This is a genomic window from Legionella moravica DSM 19234 (assembly GCF_000423305.1).
Classification (GTDB): Bacteria; Pseudomonadota; Gammaproteobacteria; order Legionellales; family Legionellaceae; genus Legionella; species Legionella moravica.
Map to the genome: position 1 here is coordinate 120,706 of NZ_KE384001.1, position 20,780 is coordinate 141,485.

Consider the following 20,780-nt stretch of genomic DNA (forward strand, 5'->3'; position numbering starts at 1 on the left):
CCTTTTATAAGTAAGAAATATCATGTGGGAAAAGTTGATATTAAGTCAATGATTCAAATGGGCAATTCTATTTGATATCAACTGGGATATTGGACTTATTCATTAATTCATCAACAGTACATGAATCATATTCACCAATATGGGCGATAATGTTATTCAGCTCAATGCTGATTTGATCTTTACATTCTTGTGTCAATGGGCCGTTGATTGACAGCTGATATTCCCCATATTGATTTTTTGAGAAATAAACCCATAAGGTTTTGTTACTGATAGGGCGATCCATGCAGCTGAAATGACTGGGATAAGAATAATTCAGATGGCCAAAATTTGTGTCCTGTTGTTCTTTAGTAAATAAACTGGGTGTAATACTGATGAGTACTCTAAGTCTGTCGGGTTTTTGGATCGGCAAGCTCAAATGAAACAATTCATTGATTTTTTGTTTAATCAACAGGCTGTTTTTAAAGGTTTTTGTCCTGCTTAAATATTTGAGATAATATTTGATTACTAAAGAATTGATTTTACTTTCTTTAAATTGTTTCGTGAGAAGTAGTTTGTTTATTGCATAGGAAAGATATTGGCTAAAGGTCAATTTTGAATTTTTAAATCCCAGATCTTTGATGAAATGAGAACATTGTTGGTAGGGTGCAGTGTTTAGAATGTGTTCTTCTATGGTATGTATGCAATCAATAAATCGACTTTTTTCATCCAAAGCCAGATTAATGCGTTTGTATTCAGAAAAAAGACCCACAACGGATTTGTATCGGCTGCCTTCTCTACCGCTGCGAATCAAAATTACTGGAATTTTACTCTGGTGGCTGATAGTGTAAAACGCGATTTGGCAGGCTGCGATTAAACCAGAGGTCACGTTGATGTTTTGTTTTTTATGCCACTCAAAAAATGGATCCATGATGCGATTGGGAATAGGGTAGTGGCATAAAAACTGTGATTGAATGGCTGCATCAGGCAAATGATTTCCATGTCCAAAACTCAATAATTCAAATCCGCGATTGTAGTGTTTCCAAAAATCAATTTTAGCAGTCAGATTTTTTTCATAATGCTCATTGTTGTGTTTGACATAATTAAAGAACGATTCTCTTTCTGGAGAGTGTAGTAATTTTTTTCCCTGGACAAGCTTCTCATAGCTGTTTTTAAATTGGCTCCAAACCAGTTCACAAGAGGTATCATCTACAATGATGTGAGGGATTAACAGATGCAATTCATGCAGATCGTTATTTATTTTATACAGATATACTCTGATTAAGGGTTGTTCTGATAAGGGAATAAGACGCATCAGGTTTCTGTAAAATTCCATATGAAGTACATCTCGCTCATTATTCAAAGAGATGTCATGAAACATTAATTGAAATTGACCGTGTCGATTAATGGTTTGTATGGGTTCCTCTTTGTTAAATTGAATCCAGAATGCGCTGTTTTGTTCTACAACATAATGAAAGGCCTGGGCCAGATAATCTTTATTAAGGGGACCATGTATTTGCACTTGCATGCCAATATTAAAGCTGTAATTGAGTTTATTCATCACCCAAAAAATGTACTGAAAATCACACAATGGAACGGTTTGTTCGGTCATTGGTGCACTTGTCGAATCAATCGTTTCAGAGTGGAGCAAAGGATATAGATTATTGGCAATTTCGGTTGCAATTTTTTCAATAGTCGGACTATTGATGAAGTACTCTATGGGTAAACTCAGTTTGGGAAAGTGCAGCAAATCGTGAATACGATTTCTTACTTCTATAGACATGAGTGAGTCCATTCCGATGGAAAATAGATTATCTTTTGCAGTGATTTGATTGCCGCTGTCCAGCCTCAGAACTTCTGCGGTGATAGAACATAAAGCCTGACTTAGTTTTGCAATGATCTCTTCTTTGGTACCCTGTTTCAAGGAATTTAAAAAGTGATTATCCGGTGTTGTGGGCATTTTGACACGATCTTCAAACAGGGCTTGTTTGGGCGAGTGTTTGAAATAGACAGTCCAATCCATAGGGCATGGAGCAATTTGGGTTAATTGACTGGTTAATAACACATCGAGTATCTCAATATTGTCTGGTTCCATAGGCATAAAACCATGCTGTTGCATGGCTTGGGTCAGGTTTGATGACATTCCGGTGTTTTGAAAAGGTCCCCAGTTTATTGCAATTGCTGGCAAACCTTCATGGTGTCGCCGATGCGCTAATCCGTCCAAAAATCCATTTGCTGCTGCGTAGTTTGCTTGTCCTTTTGCTCCCAGAATGGATGCCGAAGAAGAAAAAAGAACAAACAGTTCAAGAGGAACAGTTTTTGTTAACTGATGAAGAATCAGGGCGCTCTCCATCTTTGCGTTGAGTACGTTTTCTATTTGTTCCTTGGTTAAATTGATTATCAAGCCATCCTGAACGATTCCAGCCAGATGGAATACTCCCTTAAGGGGTAAAGAATCTTGAGTAAGGGATTTGATCAATTGCTCCATCTGTTGATAATTGCTGGCATTGATTTGATGATGTTTTATGTGGATCTGTTTTTGTTTTGCACTTTCAATTAAGGATTGAATGGAAGCTGATGGTTCTGAACGACTGGTCAGATGGAGGTTTCGTGCACCTCTTGAGATTAGATAGTGTATTAATGGTGTTGCTAAACCACCTGTTCCGCCAATAATCAGATAACTGGCCTGAGAATCACAAATCAGTCTTTGTTGTACCTGGTTTATGTGCAGATGTTTGTTCTTCAATCCGGGTACATAGAGTGCCTTTCTCAGAGCGCATTGCGTTTCGGCATTATTGGCATTAAATAAATAATGAAATGCATCTTCCAGACTGCTCTTGGCATCACAATCCACTGTGTAATTTTGTTTTAAATCGAGCTCGTTTCTAAAACTGTTCCAGAAGGAGGTGGCCATGGTGTGGTAGGGATTGACTGCTTCATTCCCGTCCAGGGCAAAAGCCTGTTCTGTTACCAAGGTAAAGCTTTCAGGGCGTGATTTAAAGAGCATTTTGCAGCAATGTACCAATTCATAAAATTGACTCTGATCATAGAGAAACACGATGTGTTTATGTTCTATATCGGCCAGAGATCTGACTTCTTTTATGAGTTGGTAACGGAGCGTTCCTAATCGCTTTTTAGCTTTTTCCGGATCGGTTGAAATGACCAATAGCTCTGCTAATTTCTGTTGAATTGGTTGTTGGTGTTTAACCTGTTTCCATTGAATTTGATACAGATGATTCAGAATGGATTCATAGGAAATAAATTGATTGGGTGTGACTTTTCTTAATTTCAGCTCTTTGATAGACGCAATCAATAACCCTGAGTCATCATATATTTTTAAATCAAAACACAGATCGCGTTCGTCTTTCGTTCTTCTTTTGAGCAAGTGCACCCAAATAGTTCGCGGCGCATGGTGAAAAGCGGTCATCTGATCCAGGGAATAGGGAACGTAAGTTGAATGCTCCACTGAATTCATACTGAGCAGAACAATGCTTTGTATGGCGCCGTCAAGCAGTATGGGGTGATAATGATAATCAGTCGTCTGAGTTGCCTGGGTTAAGGTTATTTTAGAAAGTATGCTGTCCGTGCCAATATATCCTTCCTGCATCACCTGAAATTCTTTGCCATAAAATAATGAGCGATTTTTAAAGTGATCATAAATTTGCGACAGATCCAGCTTTTTATCAAAGGATGATTTGAGCTCGTTAATGTTGATGTGTACGGGGGGAGAGCTGGTTTTGGGGCAACATTCCATCTCGGCATATTTTTGCCAACTTGAATCATGCTGCGCAAAAATGGTGATTTTGTATCGTCCATTTTGGATTGGTTTTGCCAGAAGTTGAATCTCTTGACCTTGTCGAGGATATAATGGACGTTCGACATGAACGTGTTCAATACTCAGCTCATTGCTCTTGAGTAGTTCCTTTGCAGCGGTTAAGCCACACTCTAGATAGGCCGTCGCCGGAACAACCACTTTATCAAATACCATGTGGTGTTTTATATAACTTAGATTATTCAAATCCAGTTTGTTTCTGAACAGGAATTCATTTCCTGGCATGGAGAGCATTTGTCCTAAAAGAGGATGGATTAGGCTTTCAGGTGGTGCGTATTCACTTTTTTTATCCGGCCAGAATTCAACGCGGTCAAAAGTATAATGAGGTAACACAACGGGGTGAAACTCAATGCCGAGTGATTTATAATACTGTTTCCAGTCGATTGATTCGCCATTTAGGTACTTTTTCAATAAGTCATGAAGCAATGGGTTGTGTGTGCGTTCGAAGCTTTTTCCTGGAGCAGAGGATAAGGTAAAATGGCCTGAATTAAGAAGCTGCGCGGCTTCGGTGGTACTTTTTGCTGAGAGAACCAAACGATAAGAATAATGATCGCGGCATGTTGCGGCAGTAAAACAGACATCGCTGAAATTCTCTTTGGTGTGTTCCAGATACTGTTGATACGCCTTGGATAATTGAATGAGTGCTGAACTGGATTTTGCTGATAAAACAAGCACATGAAGCTGGTCTGTGTGGGTTGATCTGCTCATGTCCTGCTGAGGAAATTCTTGAAGAATAACATGAGCATTGGTGCCGCTAAATCCGAAGGCATTGATGCCTGCGCATCGTGGCTTAACACTGCTTTTCCAGTCCATATTTTGCAAGGCAATGCGGGTATTATTCAAGGTAATGTTTGGATTTAAATGCTTAAAATTCAGTATCTTATAAATTTTTTGATTTTTTAAACTGATAATTGTTTTTATAATGCCGGCAATCCCTGAAGCACTTTCAAGATGACCTATATTGGTTTTAACAGTACCCACATACAACGGGTTTTCCTGGCTGTGATGGGTCCCATACACCTGATTAATGGCATGAATCTCTATCGGATCACCCAGTGGGGTACCTGTGCCATGCGCTTCAATATAGCTGATATCCTCGCTTGAGAGATTGGATTGGCTCAGCGCCGTTTTCATCACTTCTTCCTGGCTTGTACCATTAGGAACCGTTAAACCTGCTGACTTTCCATCATTATTGACTGCTGTTGCCTTGATTACCGCTAAAATGGAATCTTTATCGCGCAGGGCATCGGATAATCTTTTGAGCAAGACAACACCACAGCCTTCGGCTCGGGCATATCCGTCTGCTCGTTCATCAAAGGTTTTGCATTGACCATCGGGTGCCAGGGCTTTGGCCTTGCAAAGGGTTACGTTAGATTCAGGCATCAACAGGATGTTCACGCCACCAGCCAGTGCATAATCCGTTTCATGATTTTTTAAACTTTGGCAGGCGTAATGAAGTGCGACCAGAGAAGAGGAACAGGCGGTATCTATGCTTAAAGAAGGGCCTTTAAAATCAAAAAAATAGGCGACTCGTCCAGGAATTAAATTCAATACATTTCCAGTAATCGAGTACGCGCTCAATTCTTCATTGGAAAATCCTGATTTCTCCAATAGAGCATAATACTCATTAGGCCCTACACCGGCAAAAACTCCAGTCAAGCTGCCGCGCAATGAATCAGGAGGGTAGTTTGCATATTCCAAAGCCTTATAACACTGCTCTAAAAAAAGGCGCTGCTGTGGTTCCATTAATTTGGCTTCGCGAGGACTAATGCCAAAAAAATTCGCATCAAAATCTTTAATGTGCTCTATAAATCCCATTTTAGTGACGTAGGATTTACCCGGGGCATCCATATCGGGATCATAATATTTGCTATTATCCCAACGCTCTATGGGAATATCCTTTATGCCGCTGAGTCCTTGCTCGAGCAAAGCCTCGAACGCTGCAATATCGGGAGCATCAGGCAGGTTGCAGCTCATTCCTATAATCGCTATGGCTTCTTCATTTTTGGGCGTTGATGGTTGTTCTGCCTGTTTTTGAATTAAATTCGCATCCAGTTCTGATTCAATATGACCTGCCAATTTATTAATGGTGGGATAATTAAAGCCAATATTAACCATGATCTTCATGGCAGGATCTAATTTTTTCTTCAGCTCGTTTGCCAGTTCGGCAATCATGAGCGAGTCCAGGCCAATTTCAAAAAAACCTTCGTCTTCATCTAAATCGTCAGTTGAGGACAGCTCCAATATCTCTTTGCAGAGCCCTGACACCATGTCTCTACAGGCTTTAAACCGATTTTCTTTATTAATATTGAGGTAATGACTTAACCACTGGGACCAATCTTTATTAGCTGTTTGATTGGTCAGACGGTGCTCATCCAGCAGAAGATCGTCAGAAAGCACTTTATAAAATCCGGTCAAGGGATTTGGAACAAAATCCAGCATGAACTTGAGATAATCTGGCGAGATGATGCTTGCTTGAGACAGCTGACCATTGAGTACTACTTTAATAAAGGAATGACCTTGTTCATTGGTGATCAATGCCTCTTTAAGCCCCTGATCTCGTGAACGTTTATTAGCCATTCCAACCTCGCCCCAAGGCCCCCATTGGATGGCTGTGCCCGGAAGCCCCAAGCGTTGACGCTCGGCAATCAGCAAATCAAGAAAACTGTTGGCGGCACTGTATACGGATTCTTTGTTGCTTCCGAATACTGAGGAGATGGACGAATAAACGGCAAAGAAATCCAAATCACAGTGTTGACTTAGTTCATGTAAATGCCATGCTCCTTTGACTTTTGCAGAAAATAAATAATCCACATCTTCGTCTTTATGATCTATTAACGGAGCTTTTATTGCTGCTCCTGCTGCATGAATAATGCCTTTTAACAGATTATCTGCATTAAGTTCCGCTATGAGTTTTTGTACTTGCTCTCTATTGCTGACATCCACACTTCTCGTTTGTATGGTCTGTTCCGGGAAGTCGATTAGAATTTTTTTTATGGCCGCTTTCAGTTCAGGCTTATCTGTTGCTCTGGAGATTATCACTACCTCCCTGGCTCCTGCTGAAAGCAGTGCCTGCGCGGTTACCAGACCTAGTCCTCCTGTGCCTCCTGAAATGAGGTATCGTCCTTTGCCTGAAATTAGAAGTTTATCGTCAGCTAAGGTGGCTCTTTTTAATCGAGACACCATTCTAACCCCATTGCGATAAGCTACCACGTGCTCATGTAATGGACCGTGGTTATGGTTCATCTCGTCATATACCTGATTGGTGATAATGGCTGATTCTGATGGCTCCAAATCAATCAGAGTGGTATTAAATTGGGGTAATTCCAGTCCAAGGGTTTTGCACAGCCCAATGAGCGGGCTATTGCTCAGATTAAGTTCGCCTGCGGGAAGCTCGGCTATAGCGTTGGTTGTAAGAACAACTAATTGGGGGGCAAGCGCTTTTTTATTGAACTCTTGAATTAAATGCACCAGTTTTTTAGTAAGGTGTTTTTGGAAGTCGATGTTGGCTCCAGTTTCTTTTGTCGTAGATGAATCCAGGCCTTCAGCAAAAATTATCCCATACAATCGATCTAAAGCAATGCCATCCTCCTCAACGAAAATCCTTAATCCTTTCGCTTTAAACTCAGATACCAGATGCTTGGCACCAATGAGCAGCCAATTCATCCCCTGAATTTTACGGTTTTGTTGGTCACAGGGTTGAATTTGCCACTGTAATTGGAAACACCAATGATCAGGAATTGGAATGTCATTCAATTTGTCTTTGGATTTTGTCCAATATTCTTTTCTGTCAAACTCATATAAAGGTAATTTAACCTTTTCAAAAGGGCTATTTAAAGACTGATAAAAATCAGTCCAGTTAAGAATAAACCCGTCCTCATAAGCTGTTTGCAACTCCTCCAGAGCAAGTCCTTGTTGCGCTGTTTCTCGGGATTTTTTTAATGTATGAATGGTGTATTCTTTTCTTTCAATCTGTTCCGCTGCTTCTTGGGCTGATTTGGCTCTAATGACGACACGGTGGAGGAAATGGCTGCGGCAGGTTGCGGCAGTAAAGCAAATATCTGCAAATCGTTCTTTAGTATTTGTTAAATAGTTTTGATAACTTGCCAGCAATAATTCAAGAGACAGTTTGCTCTTTGCTGACAACACCAGCAGAAAATCTTGTTGGGGAAGAGCTGGGAGCTCTTTACGCTGCTGTGGCGCTTCTTGCAGAATAATGTGCGCGTTGGCGCCGCTGAATCCAAAAGAACTGACTCCGGCACAGCGTAACTTTGTATGTTCAGGCCAATCGATAGTTTTTAGTGGAATTACTGCATTTTTTAATTCGATTTCAGGATTTAGTTTTTTAAAGTTGAGATGTTTAAATAATTTGTGAGTTTTAAGGCTTAAAATGGCTTTGATTATTCCAGCCACACCAGATGCACTCTCACAGTGACCAATATTGGTTTTTACTGAGCTGATATACAGCGGTTGTTTCATGCTATGACTGTCACTGAATATTTTAGTCAGTGTATTGGCTTCTATTGGATCTGCTAATGGGGTACCTGTTCCATGCGCCTCGATATAATCAATATCTTCAGGAGATAATTTTGACTTGGCCAAGGCGCTGCGGATCAGTTCTTCCTGTGCTGTGCCATTGGGGACAGTGAAACCGCTGCTTTTACCATCGCTGTTAATGGCGGTTCCCTTGATGACGGCAAGGATATTATCCTTATCTTTTAATGCGGTACTTAGACGTTTTAATACAATAGCCCCGCAGCCTTCGCTTCTGGCATAACCATCTGCGTCTTCGCTAAACGTTTTACAGCGACTTTCTGGTGATAACATTCGAGCTTTGGATAAGGTGATGTTCGACTCAGGAGCTAACAAAGTGTTTACCCCTCCGGCCAAAGCCATGTCGCAGTCACCTGCTTGCAGGCTGAGGCAGGCATTGTGAATGGCTGTCATCGATGAGGAACAGGCGGTGTCGATGACCTGGATTGGGCCGTGAAAATCAAAGGCATAGGCTACCCGGCCAGCCAAGGCATTCAGGACATTTCCAGTGGCAAGGTAAATACTAAGATCTTCTAATTTGAGGCCATTATCAATCAGTACGCGAGGGTATTCATTCGTTCCAACGCCAACAAATACTCCGGTATTGCTGTCTTTAACAGAATCCAGAGAAAGATTTGCGTCCTCTAATGCGTGATAACATACCTCCATAAACACGCGGAGTTGTGGCGACATGAATTTGGCCTCTCTGGGGCTGACATTAAAAAAATCGGCATCGAACTTTTTAATATGATCCATGAACCCTAATTGCTTGATGTACAGTTTGCCCAAGGTATTTAAATCGGGGTCATAATATTTATCGTTATCCCAACGTTCCAGAGGGATATCACTCATACCGCTTTCCCCTTGGTCTAATAGGGATAAAAACGCATCAATATTTTCGGCTTTGGGAAAACGGCAGCTCATGCCGATAACAGCGATTGGTTCAATGTTGAGTACATTAATAGACGGTTGTCGTTGTACGGTTTCAGGAACGATAATGGAGCGAAGATGGCGAGCCAGTTTTACCACATTTAATTGAGGAGACGTTAGGATAGATGGCACTTTATATCGAGGAGCAAAAGAATCCTGAATGAGTTGATCCAGAGCGGCCAATGATTCGGTGGTGAGGCCTAATGAATTAAAATCTTGGTATTCGTCTATACGCTCTTTATTAAGTAACGTTGCTATAAGACCAGCAATTTTTTCTTTGATGACCTCATCCTGTTGTGTTGGCGATTTTTGATAAAATCCATCCAGCCAATGATTATTGTCCGATTTATTTCTTGGTTCGTGCCAAAAGGATTTTCTATTAAATCGATAGAGGGGCAAATCGGTTTTATTAAACGGGGAATCGTTGTTCTCAATTCGCACGTTATCACCAGACAAATAATATTCAACAAGATGTTTATCTGTAAAACTTAAATATTTAGGTGGGTGATTTATGCTGACTTTTATGATTTCATAATCTTCAGATTCAATTTTTTGAATTAATGAATCTTTATCTTTTGCGATGATGGCGCAGCGGTATTTAAAGTGATCTCGACAGTTGATTAGAGTCTGGCAAATATCACTCAGGTTAGCAGCGGTGTTCTTCAAATAAGAAATAAAATCTGTCAGCATCATTTTAAGGGATTCTGAGTTACCGGCAGAAAGTAAAAAACATAACTCGGTGTCTTTGTCGATAGGGGATGCATAAATTTCTAAGTCGGGAGATTCTTCAACGATAAGACTGACATTGGTACCACTAAAACCGAAATTGGAAACCTGGGCATACCTTTTTTTATTGTTTTGCTTCAAAAAATCAACGGAGTGAATCGGGAAGAGGGCTGGAATGGCTTCTGGGGAAATGGTTGCATTAGGGATTGAATAATATAAGTTGGGTGGTATGGTTTTGTTTTTCAGAGCGCAGATTACTTTTATTAAGGAAGCGATACCTGATGAAGAAATGGTATGTCCAATTGTGCTTTTTACTGCCCCCAAGATGAGCGGTTTTTCAATGGAGTGTTGGCCTTGGTGTATGTGCTGAATGGCATTAAATTCAACAGAGTCGCCAATCACAGTACCTGTGCCATGTGTTTCAATATAATCAATGTCTTTTGGAGTGATGTTTGCTTGCTCCAGTAAGGCCTGATGCATGGCAATTTGTGCATTAATATTGGGAGCAACAAGACTTCCCTCGTCTCCATCGTGATTCATGACGATGCTTTTTATAAGGGCAAGTATATTATTTTTGTCTTTAATTGCGTCGCTTAACCGTTTGACAATAACTACAGCGCAACCTTCACTGCGCACAAAGCCATCCGCTTCAATATCGAAGCTGCTGCAATGCCCTTTTGCTGACAGCATATTTGCTTTACTCAAACCGATAAAGTTTTCAGGACATAAATTAAGGTGGACTCCACCAACAATTGCCATGTGGCATTGTCGTGTTCGCAGATCGGTTGCTGCAACGTAAAGGGCTGATAAGGAAGAAGAGCATGCTGTATCAACAGTCATGCTGGGACCTCTGAGGTTTAAAAAGTGACACAGTCTTCCTGGCGCTGCACTATTGGCCGCACCAATTTGCGTGTATTCGTTAAACTGTATGTTGTCTTTATAGTTGAGGTGGCTGTAATCCTGGGAGGAAATACCACAATACACGCCAGTCTTGCTGCCATTGATTGATTCATGAGTTATGTTTGCATGGTTTAAGGCTCGTATGGCTACTTCAAGGAACAGTCGATGTTGCGGGTCAATTTGTTTGGCTTCAGCTGGCGATATTCTAAAGAATTCGGAGTCAAATAAATGAGCATTACTTAAAAAACCACCAAATCGACTGATGATTTTATCTGCTTTTCTTCTGTCTGGATCGTAGTATTGATCAATATTCCAGCGATTCTCCGGGACTTCTCTGATTGGGCTTTGTCCGCTTAGCAATAGATTATAAAATGCGTCAACATGTTCTATATCCGAATCAATACCAGGGAATTGGCAATTCATTCCTATAATTGCCAGAGGTTCATTCATGTCGATAGCTTCGTCATGTTGCTGTTTCTTTAACACTTTTTGCTCCCTGTAATGCCTGAACACTCTAAATTACATGGTCGTAGAGGCGGTACTGACAGAAATTATAAATCGCAAGGATGATTAATCGTCTGGTCGAGTTGATTGTATTTATTTTAAAGAAAAATAAATATTCTCATATCAATTATAAACCATCAAGGCATAGTTGAGATAATGAGCGTGTTATTGATTTATAAGAACATTTTTAATAGAGGAGTGTTTTTTTTTATAAAGGTTAGATGTTGTATTAAGGTATTGTGGATTTTTATAAACCCTCATCCCCAGCCCTTCTCCCTTGAAGGGAGAAGGGAGTTTAGGTACAAAAACATTCAAGCTCCCTTCTCCCTTCAAGGGAGAAGGGTTGGGGATGAGGGTTGCTAATCAATTACCACACTCTCAAGTAAATTTAAAACAAGCTCCATAACCCCCTCGATGTTATTAAACACTTCATTATTCCAAACACGCATGACCCGATAACCAAGTGCTTCTAAATCCTTTGTTCGTTGTTGGTCATATGCTTCGGCAGCCATATGTTGGCCGCCATCAACTTCAATAATGAGTTTTTTTTCTCGACAAACAAAATCAGCTATATAGTGGCCAAACACTTGTTCGCGTACAAATTTATAGCCGCCTAGCCTTCTGTTTCGAAGATAATACCACATACGGATTGCAGCATCCGTTTGATTTTTTCTTAGGTTCCTTGCGCGCTCTTGCATTGTGCTTCATTAATTTTATTGAATATCCGTTAAGGGGGATGTTATCTCGCTTTGGTATTATTTCAAGTTATTTTGGAATTTAATAAACCCTCATCCCCAACCCTTCTCCCTTGAAGGGAGAAGGGCGTTTATAAATCGGGTGGTTTGGTAATACTTTAACATTCAAGCTCCCTTATCCCTTCAAGGGAGAAGGGCGTTTAGGTATAAACCGGGTGGTTTGGTAATACTTTAACATTCAAGCTCCCTTCTCCCTTCAAGGGAGAAGGGCGTTTAGGTATAAACCGGGTGGTTTGGTATTACTTTAACATTCAAGCTCCCTTCTCCCTTTAAGGGAGAAGGGTTGGGGATGAGGGTTACTAATCAATTGCCACACTCTCAAGTACATTTAAAACAAGCCCCACAATCCCCCGGATGTTTTCAAACACTTTTTAAGGTTGGGATTGCGAAGCGGGATGTTTTTTAATATCCTGAATTATCACACTATTTTTGAATGAATAAATGATAAAGTCTTGGCTCAACGCATGGTTTAAAAATGGAAAAACCCAGGACGTTATTAAGCAACCGGTGTCTTCATCTGTAAAACCTCGACCTAATGCCGCTTTTTATGAGAATTACTTCACCCTGATTGCAAGTGGCGCTCGTTTAAAGCTGGTTGAGGCGATGTTTAATCTCGATTTATTTTCCTTGTTTGAACAACAAGACTGTGTTGCAGAGCAGGACATTATTAAACAATTACATTTAATGCCAATTCGAGCGAAGAAGTGGCTTCATCTGCTCAGTTCGGAGCATTTTTTAATTAAAACAACGACCAGAGATTATCAGCCCGCCTACAGACTACCCGAAGAATTTGTTGAAATGATGCGCAGCGATAGATGGTGGGCTATTCGGTTCTTTTTTGGCACATGGAGAGTTGGAGCTGAAGAAAATTTAACCGACGTACTTCGCTATGGCCAGGTTAAAGTCCCCGTATCCTGGCCGCCCAAAACGGATGAAGAAGCCCTTTGGCTTGAAAACTGGATGGCAAAAACAGCAGAACAACCAATACAGAATATATTGGAGCAAATCGATTTTAGTAGAGTGAGCAATGTATTGGATGTAGGAGGAGGGGATGGAACCATGGCCTGCGAATTTGCTCGAGCTCATCCTCACCTTAAGGTCACAGTCTACAATCTTCCCAAAGCGGCAGAACTGGCGAGACAAAATATCGAAAAGCAGGGATTAAGTCATAGAGTCAGCGTATATCAGGGAGATTTTATCAATGAAGATGCATTTCCATTAGGGTTCGATCTGGTGTTATTTACTCGTGTGTTGTTTGATTGGAATGAGCAAGTCGATAGAAAATTATTACGCATGGCTTATCAATGCTTACCAGAACATGGTCTGGTAGGTATTTGTGAGTTTTATAAGGAGGAGAATCATGCACGATGCCTCTCTTCTGAATACCGATACATATTTCATGATGATTTTGCCCCGCATGTGATGAAAACCGCAGCCTCTTATCGCGCTATGCTAGAAGATATAGGGTTTACTGTTGTCATACCCAATACGGAACCTAAAGTTGGGTTTATATATACATCATTGATATTGGCTCAAAAATAACACGCGTTCATTCTATCGGGCTATTCTATATGATGATTTCATGGTTAAAAAAGTGGTTTTCCAAAGACGATAATCATACGTATTCGGAACATAGCTTAGCTTCAGTAACGTCCAAAAAATACAATACTGACTTTTATAATAATTATTTTTCCCTGATTGCCCAAGGCGCACAACTTAAATTGATAGAAGCCATGTTCAGCCTCAACCTGTTCTCATTGTTTGAACACCAGAAATGTGTTTTGGAACGAGATATTATTGAGCAATTAGGATTAATGCCCAATAGAGCGCTTAAATGGCTCCATCTTCTTGCTGATGAGCACTTTTTAGTGAAAATAACCACAGAGGATGGGAAGGAAGCCTATCAGTTGCCTGATGAATTCATTGCTCTGTTGCAAGGAGACAGTAAGTATTGGATGACTATGTTCTTTGCTTCCTGGAGCGAGATTGCTGATGAGAATTTAACAGACGCATTACGTTTTGGCTCCATAAGAAAACAGGTTTTCTGGCCCCCAAAAACCGAGGCGCAAGTTAAGAGGGTTGAGGAATGGATGACTTATACAGCTGATCAGCCTCTTCGTTGTATATTAAATCACATTGATTTTAGCAGGGTGACGCAACTTCTGGATGTTGGGGGCGGCGATGGAACCATGGCCTGTTCTATTGTAAACACTTATCCTCACTTACAAGCCACAGTATATAATGTACCTCTTGCAGCCAAGTTGGCCAGAAACACGATTGAGGCCAAGGGGTTAAGTGGAACAGTAGCTGTATTAGAGGGAAATTTTATTAACGAAGACTCATTCCCATCCGGATATGATTTGATTTTATTTTCTCGGGTATTATTTGATTGGGATGAATCATTATGCCGAAAACTGTTACGAATGGCTTATCACGCATTGCCTGAGAAAGGCATGGTTGCTGTTTGTGAATTTTTTAAGGATGAGGCTGATCCTGCGTGCCTTGTTGCAGAATATCGCTACATTTTTTTTGATGCATTTGCAGTAGATATAATGAAAACTCCAGAGGAATACCATGCGATGTTGAAGGAAATAGGCTTCACAATTATTATACCTAATACTTCAAAACAGCAGCCTCTTTATGATTGTACTTTGATATTGGCTCAGAAATAGACAATCATTTATGATGCCACTTGCAGTCGTTTTAAAAAATCAAGAATAAGCTTGGGTCATACATCCATACACTAATCGCTTGCCTGAGTGGGCTTCTTTTCCATGCATAAAGGTAAAGTTATCAACGATCATAAAGTCTCCTGCGTGCCAATAGATTGGGTAGGTATGTTGGTCAATCACTTGATTAATTTGGAGGATTTCTGCAGAAGAGAATGGGGTATTATTACCATAATGGCAAACTATGGGTAACATGTCTTTAGCGATGAGATATCGGTTCACGAGGTAGGAGTATGTCGGTAATGCCTTTAATTCACCGTAGAGTAAATTGGAATAATAATTTAAATATCCTGCTGAATTAAACCACAGCGTTTGATGGGTCACTGGATGAGTCACTGCTCCAGGTAAAAAATTCAGGACAATTAAATCAGTGCCTCCATTGACCCATTCCCATTTCAGTCCCTCGATGTTTAGGCGCTCTTCAATCTGTTTTTTCTCTACTGTACCAAAATAGTCCATCCAGGTTCGAGCACTGCTGGTATTTAACATCGATGTTATCAGAGATTGTTTGAGGGATTTACCATGGAAAAATTGTTTGTAGACTATGCCATGCTTCATTATTTTTTGCTGTATCTCCTCTGGCATATCGTGCCAAATGGCTCCCGCATTTCCAAAAAGCGTCGCACCACCTTCACGTGCTGGGGTATTGCAACAAAAATAGATATGGCTGGGCGGGTTTTTGGTTCTGGGCTTTTCATGATGAAGAGGTAAAAATATATGGGCTGGGAGATCGCTCGAAGTATAAATTTCATTGGCCAATATTGTTCTTGCAATTTCATAATCTTTAGTACTGCAACGGTCACCCAAATTGCATGCTTCGATAGCCTGTGAAAAGTGATCCACATCCTGACAGGCAAAACTTCTAAATAAAAGAGCACCGTATTTTGCAAGCAGCTTTAAAAATTCCACTCGATGCTGATGAATGAGCTTAATTAAGTTTTCAGGGGTATTAAGTGGCGCGGCAAGAGAGGACGTGATGATGGGGATGTTTAACTCGCGATGATTTACTATTTTAAAATCCATTCTATCCCCTGCATGGTTATTTAATTGCTTCTAAATATATGGGGCGGGTTTCATAATATAATTTGCCCCCATATTGGCGATGACAATGTTCCTGGAATACTTCTAACAGATCTTCAATGATATCGTTAACTTCATCAGGTGGAAATGTTTTGATGAAAGGCATGGTTAATAATAAATTTTTAAAATAACTGATATCAGGAAAGTAAACATGTGTCGTTTTTAGATTCAGTTTCAATTGTTTGAAAGGGAGTTGCAACAGGGTATTGAGAACACGATAAAAATAATATTGATATTCATTACTGGAATTAATGTAGCGTTCTGTTAAAAAATCATAGCGATGCTGTCTGGCTAATTCATAACAAGTTTGATAAATACTGTTGCTGGAAAAAGAGGAAAACAAAGCATATATTCTGCCGCCCTCAGCCAAGGAATGAAACATATTGGGAAAAGATAAGCTGATGTCAGTCCAATGCAAACACCAAAATGAAAGGATGAAATCAAATGGGTCAGTTGGTTGATACTCTTCAATATTGTGCAGTTCAAAACTGAGCGTTTTATTGGCCCAATGCTGATTCGCATGCTTGATCATCTCTGCTGAGCTGTCTATTCCAATGATATGTCCATTTTTTACATGATCTGCAAGAAAACGGGTGTATTGTCCATCGCCGCAGCCGATATCCAAAATTCTCCCAAATGGCTGCACTGGGAAGCTTTTACGAAACGCTTCACTGGTTTCATTTTGAAAGTAGTTTCCCTTGGTATAATTTTCGGGATTCCAATCCATATCAGTCCTGAACGTATTTCATAGAGTTATCCAACATACATAATATATTGGAAACCTATCTAATGAACAATAAGTTTTACCAGGGTCTCTCTGTACATGACAAAAAAGTTGTCTTGCCCGCACGGGCGGGCAACTATTTGGCATTTGGCACTGCAGTACGTTGAGATAACTCGTTGACACACTCTTCAAATCATATCATCTCGAACGCCAAAAGGAGGTGATATGGAGTGTTTCAGCGAGTTGAAAGAGAGTTTAAACGTGGAAAACAATAATCCCGACTGGCTCTTTGGAATCGGTTTATTTTGATGAATGTTTGCCCTTCTGCGTGGGCATGACCGTTTTTTTGCCATGTACGGAGCCAGGGCTTTTTGACAATTGACTATTTTTTTGCTGACAAACGCTTACCTGCGGCAGCTTGCCCCTATCTTTTTGCCACTGCCCCGCGCTAAAACATGGGATCCGGCCTTGATGCGCGGGACGGTGAAAACGAATGGTCAACTGGCTCTAAGAGGTTAAACGCGGGGGCGTATTATTAGGCTCAGGGAGTTCGATCAGGAGCTGGGCAATCGCTGCTTTGTTTAAAGTAGTATCTAATTGATAGCTGACTTTTACTTCAGGACGTTCTAATGATGCAGTCAGGTTGTGTTTTAATTCTGCACTAAAACGCTCAAATAAAGGTTTATCACCGGCGATTAAGCTTTTTATTTGCCGCTCGAGTGCTAAAGCAAACCAGGGGGTAGTGTGTGGAAGTATTGCTTCTACTATTTGGTGAAATCGCGCTTTTTCATCGGGACTGTCTTTGGGTAGCTGGGTGAGAATTACAGCAAAATCAGCATGTCGCTCGATAGGCGCATTTGCTATTATGAGTTCAAATTGCCTTGGGCTTAATTCTGCAGCGGCCATTTTGCAATAAGGTTCCTGGATGTTTCTAAAAATCTCCCAAAATTTATTTTCTTTGATGGACTGTATGAGCTGATCTTCTGATATGTGGTGCAACATGAGGCTGAGACGGTGTTCTCTGTTCTCAATGTCTGACTTATGATTCAACGGTTTCGCTTCGATCCGCCAAAAATGAGTGAGCAAATTTTTAAATTCGGGTAAAGCAGCTCGCTCAGCAATCATTTTAATTCGATTGTCGGGCAATGCATTCAAGTCACCCATGAGTTTTAGCTCATTAATAATATACGTTGTTGCATCCAGTTCCTGAATAAATGCGGCGAAAGCCTCATCGGTCCAATCCGTTTTAATCACAGGTTTGGCTGATGCATAGACTGGAGCTATTGAAGCGTTTACTGTTGCCCATTTGGATGTTTGAGGTTTGCTCTCCTTGGTACTTGAGGATGGTGCTGTTTGTTTGATATTTTTCTTGGTATTAATGGCAATATAATGTTCGGCCAATTTGGCCAATTCAATTTTAAAAGAAGCAGGATGGGCTAAATGAGTAATCTGATCGATTAACGCTGTTTTTATAGTTACTGTAGCATGAGGCAGAATAGAAACCAGTTTCCCTAGCAAATAAGGATCTGGTTGCAATTTTTTAATCATGTAATTGAGCGCATCATGATTTTTACTGTTCGAAGCAAATAACGCGAATTGATTTCGGTTCAAGGTGTTTGCTGCAGCTTCAATGTAGGTGTCTATATTGAGCAGTTTTAAAAAATCAGGGGAAGCAAGCGATGCAGTTAATTGAGCATCAGAGAGCGATTCAAGAACTACTGTAAATTTGTTCTTTTTATACTCCCTTTTGGATGGCTCAAATTCAAAACCACTAAATTGTCGCCACAGAGAATCCAGCTCCGTCAGGCTGTGAGCTCCTTTTCCTTTGACCGAACTGAGTCTTCCGACAAGTAACTGAATGTCTTTGTCGCTCATTTGACCCAGTCTGTCCCAAAACTCATCGCCTGATAATTTTGGATTTTTAATTACTTCAATCAATTTGACAATATAAGGTTCTTTGACTTTGGGTGTAGAGCCCTCTTTTTGCGGTTGAGCCTTTGCTTCATCCTGAGATATCAACTGATTTATGGTTTCTGTAAATGTTAAGAGGTCTTCAGGGCTATTAAAATCATGTGACTTTGAAAATTTAAATGGCTTCGATTGGGGTTTTGTTTGGGATTTTGCAAAAAAGACATCCTGACCTTTAGTGACTCCAGGTTGAGTTGACGTGGTGGAGTCGGTTTTCTTTTGTGGCTTGAGAGAAACATCCTGATTTTTAGTGTCTCCTGGTTTGGTGGACGGGGTTGAGTCCGCTTTCTCTTGATGTTTGATAGTAATATCCTTATCACTGGCTTGAGCAGGTGCACTCGCGTCGTTTTCTAATAACTTTGAGTGTAGCTGAGTAGCTTCATTGGATTCTATAGTTGCCCTGGTTAAATCCAGGCCAAAATTGAAGGCAGATATAGAGCCCAATGAACCGATTTTTGCTCCATTCAAGCTTGATGCGCCAAGCTCTTTACCCTGGATTGCTCCACTAAGGAAACCTAATACACTACCCAAAAAGGCTAATGGAGAAGTTACTACAACGAATGGAACAGAAATCAAAATCAGCACAACTCCACCTAAGATCTTAGGATAATCGGGTTGTGCAATGCGATTCTTTTTAGTTTGTTCTGATGCTAACTGTTCGGATTCGTCGGTGCTGAACTGGGATGCTTTTTTTTGAGGAGGGGGAGTTGTATGGGATTTATTTTTAGGATAATCATTCATTGTAATCTCTATCGATTAAAGCGGTTTTCTAATGTTAATATTAATGCACAAATATAGGCTTAACAAGTTATTTTTTGATCAGTTTCTAGTGAGTGTTAGTTTATAAAGTACATTTGGAAAGAGATGATGACTTCGGCAAAATGATTACTGCATTGTGAGGGATATAAGGGTAATGCGGTACTTTAACCTCAAAATTGGCAAATGTTCCCAATTATTCATAAACTTAATATCATAAGTGCGTCGCCACAAAACAGGCTCTAACCAAAGGATTTTCATCATGAGTTACTTCAAAACAAAAACACCTGTGTGCGAGAGTAAAAAGTGCCCTCAGCATATCAGCCTTGAGATTATTCCTCGTACTGTTGATCTGGGTGGATTTGAAGTAGGGCGAGTATTACCGTCCAGAGAAAAAAGGACAGTCGGTCCCTTCATTTTTTGGGATCAAATGGGACCCGGAGAACTGCTCACTGGCAAGGGTATTGATGTTCGTCCTCATCCTCATATTGGTCTTGCTACTATGACTTATTTGTTCTCTGGTTCACTTGAACACAGAGATACGTTGGGAACGTATCAAGCCATTGTTCCGGGTGAGGTCAATTTGATGACGGCAGGACGGGGAATTGCTCATTCAGAACGAACTCCGCAAAAGGATCGTCATAATCCACAGCAATTTTGGGGTGTACAATGTTGGTTGGCTTTACCGTTAAGCAAAGAAGAAATGGATCCTTCTTTTAATCATTATTCCAGAATGGTTGTTCCTGCTCATTATGACGAGAAAGACATCAGTATACGGGTAGTTGCTGGAGAATGGATGGGTTTAAAATCACCGGTGGTGACTCAATCGGATGCTTTGTTTGTTGAATGTGGGCTTCATGCTGCGCGACAAATGAGTATTTCTGGAGCTGTAGAAGAGCGGGCCATTTTTATTTTAAGCGGTGAAATAAGAATCGATAATGCAGACTATGGCAGTAATAGAATGCTCATTTTAAAACCAGGTTCTGATATTCAAATTACTGCTATTACTAATTCCAGTTTTATCGTGCTTGGAGGAACCGCTCTGGAAGAGCCACGCTACTTATGGTGGAATTTTGTATCCAGCAATAAAGAACGAATTGAACAAGCGAAACAGGATTGGAGTAATGGTGCTTTTGGGGCGATTCCTGGAGATGACAAGGAATATATACCTTTACCCAAATAAGTGGTACGTCTTTTAGGGGCTGGTGACAGTTTATCTATTTATCCTTGCTTCCTGTGCTTTGTTCGCGGCTATATAGGGTTCTCACTAAAATGAACCTGCTTTTAATAAGACCATTTCAAGTCGTTTTTGTTTTCATTGACAGTATTAAAATGATGCAATTATATGGATACCAAGAATTTTGTGA

The 20,780-nt window shown here is 40.5% G+C and carries 8 protein-coding genes; 3 read left to right on the forward strand and 5 right to left on the reverse strand.

All coding sequences use genetic code 11. The annotated features are described in order from the left end of the window. Positions 1 to 67: 67 nt before the first annotated feature. On the reverse strand, positions 68 to 11,347 hold the full coding sequence (locus G543_RS0113405) for an SDR family NAD(P)-dependent oxidoreductase (RefSeq protein WP_051190721.1): 11,280 nt from the start codon (positions 11,345 to 11,347) through the stop codon (positions 68 to 70). A 413-nt stretch (positions 11,348 to 11,760) separates the two neighbouring features. Further along, on the reverse strand, positions 11,761 to 12,099 hold the full coding sequence (locus G543_RS0113410) for an endonuclease domain-containing protein (RefSeq protein WP_028384975.1): 339 nt from the start codon (positions 12,097 to 12,099) through the stop codon (positions 11,761 to 11,763). A gap of 498 nt (positions 12,100 to 12,597) precedes the next feature. Between G543_RS0113410 and G543_RS0113415 the strand changes: the two genes are divergently transcribed. Together G543_RS0113415 and G543_RS0113420 are read left to right on the forward strand one after the other, a co-directional pair. Continuing rightward, positions 12,598 to 13,698, forward strand: coding sequence for a methyltransferase (locus G543_RS0113415; protein ID WP_028384976.1), 1,101 nt, complete (start codon positions 12,598 to 12,600; stop codon positions 13,696 to 13,698). 29 nt (positions 13,699 to 13,727) lie between these two features. Beyond that, on the forward strand, positions 13,728 to 14,828 hold the full coding sequence (locus G543_RS0113420; protein ID WP_035922332.1) for a methyltransferase: 1,101 nt from the start codon (positions 13,728 to 13,730) through the stop codon (positions 14,826 to 14,828). 39 nt (positions 14,829 to 14,867) lie between these two features. On the opposite strand, the gene G543_RS0113425 is transcribed toward G543_RS0113420, so the two are convergent. The 3 genes from G543_RS0113425 to G543_RS17990 all read right to left on the reverse strand — a co-directional run bounded on the left by G543_RS0113425 (position 14,868) and on the right by G543_RS17990 (position 19,398). After that, complete coding sequence (locus G543_RS0113425) at positions 14,868 to 15,908, reverse strand: TauD/TfdA family dioxygenase (protein WP_028384978.1); 1,041 nt, start codon at positions 15,906 to 15,908, stop codon at positions 14,868 to 14,870. A gap of 16 nt (positions 15,909 to 15,924) precedes the next feature. After that, on the reverse strand, positions 15,925 to 16,692 hold the full coding sequence (locus tag G543_RS0113430) for a class I SAM-dependent methyltransferase (protein WP_028384979.1): 768 nt from the start codon (positions 16,690 to 16,692) through the stop codon (positions 15,925 to 15,927). Positions 16,693 to 17,196: 504 nt separating this feature from the next. Further along, positions 17,197 to 19,398, reverse strand: a complete 2,202-nt coding sequence (locus G543_RS17990; RefSeq protein WP_051190713.1) for a hypothetical protein — start codon at positions 19,396 to 19,398, stop codon at positions 17,197 to 17,199. A gap of 277 nt (positions 19,399 to 19,675) precedes the next feature. Here G543_RS17990 and G543_RS0113445 point away from each other — a divergent pair, with 277 nt between their 5' ends. Then, on the forward strand, positions 19,676 to 20,596 hold the full coding sequence (locus G543_RS0113445) for a pirin family protein (protein ID WP_028384980.1): 921 nt from the start codon (positions 19,676 to 19,678) through the stop codon (positions 20,594 to 20,596). Positions 20,597 to 20,780 lie beyond the last annotated feature (184 nt).

Excerpts from the sequence above, each read along its gene's own strand:
- G543_RS0113410 (WP_028384975.1), bottom strand. The coding sequence starts at position 12,099 with ATGCAAGAGCGCGCAAGGAACCTAAGAAAAAATCAAACGGATGCTGCA.
- G543_RS0113425 (WP_028384978.1), bottom strand. The coding sequence starts at position 15,908 with ATGGATTTTAAAATAGTAAATCATCGCGAGTTAAACATCCCCATCATC.
- G543_RS0113405 (WP_051190721.1), bottom strand. The coding sequence starts at position 11,347 with ATGAATGAACCTCTGGCAATTATAGGAATGAATTGCCAATTCCCTGGT.
- G543_RS0113420 (WP_035922332.1), top strand. The coding sequence starts at position 13,728 with ATGATGATTTCATGGTTAAAAAAGTGGTTTTCCAAAGACGATAATCAT.
- G543_RS0113430 (WP_028384979.1), bottom strand. The coding sequence starts at position 16,692 with ATGGATTGGAATCCCGAAAATTATACCAAGGGAAACTACTTTCAAAAT.
- G543_RS0113445 (WP_028384980.1), top strand. The coding sequence starts at position 19,676 with ATGAGTTACTTCAAAACAAAAACACCTGTGTGCGAGAGTAAAAAGTGC.
- G543_RS17990 (WP_051190713.1), bottom strand. The coding sequence starts at position 19,398 with ATGAATGATTATCCTAAAAATAAATCCCATACAACTCCCCCTCCTCAA.
- G543_RS0113415 (WP_028384976.1), top strand. The coding sequence starts at position 12,598 with ATGATAAAGTCTTGGCTCAACGCATGGTTTAAAAATGGAAAAACCCAG.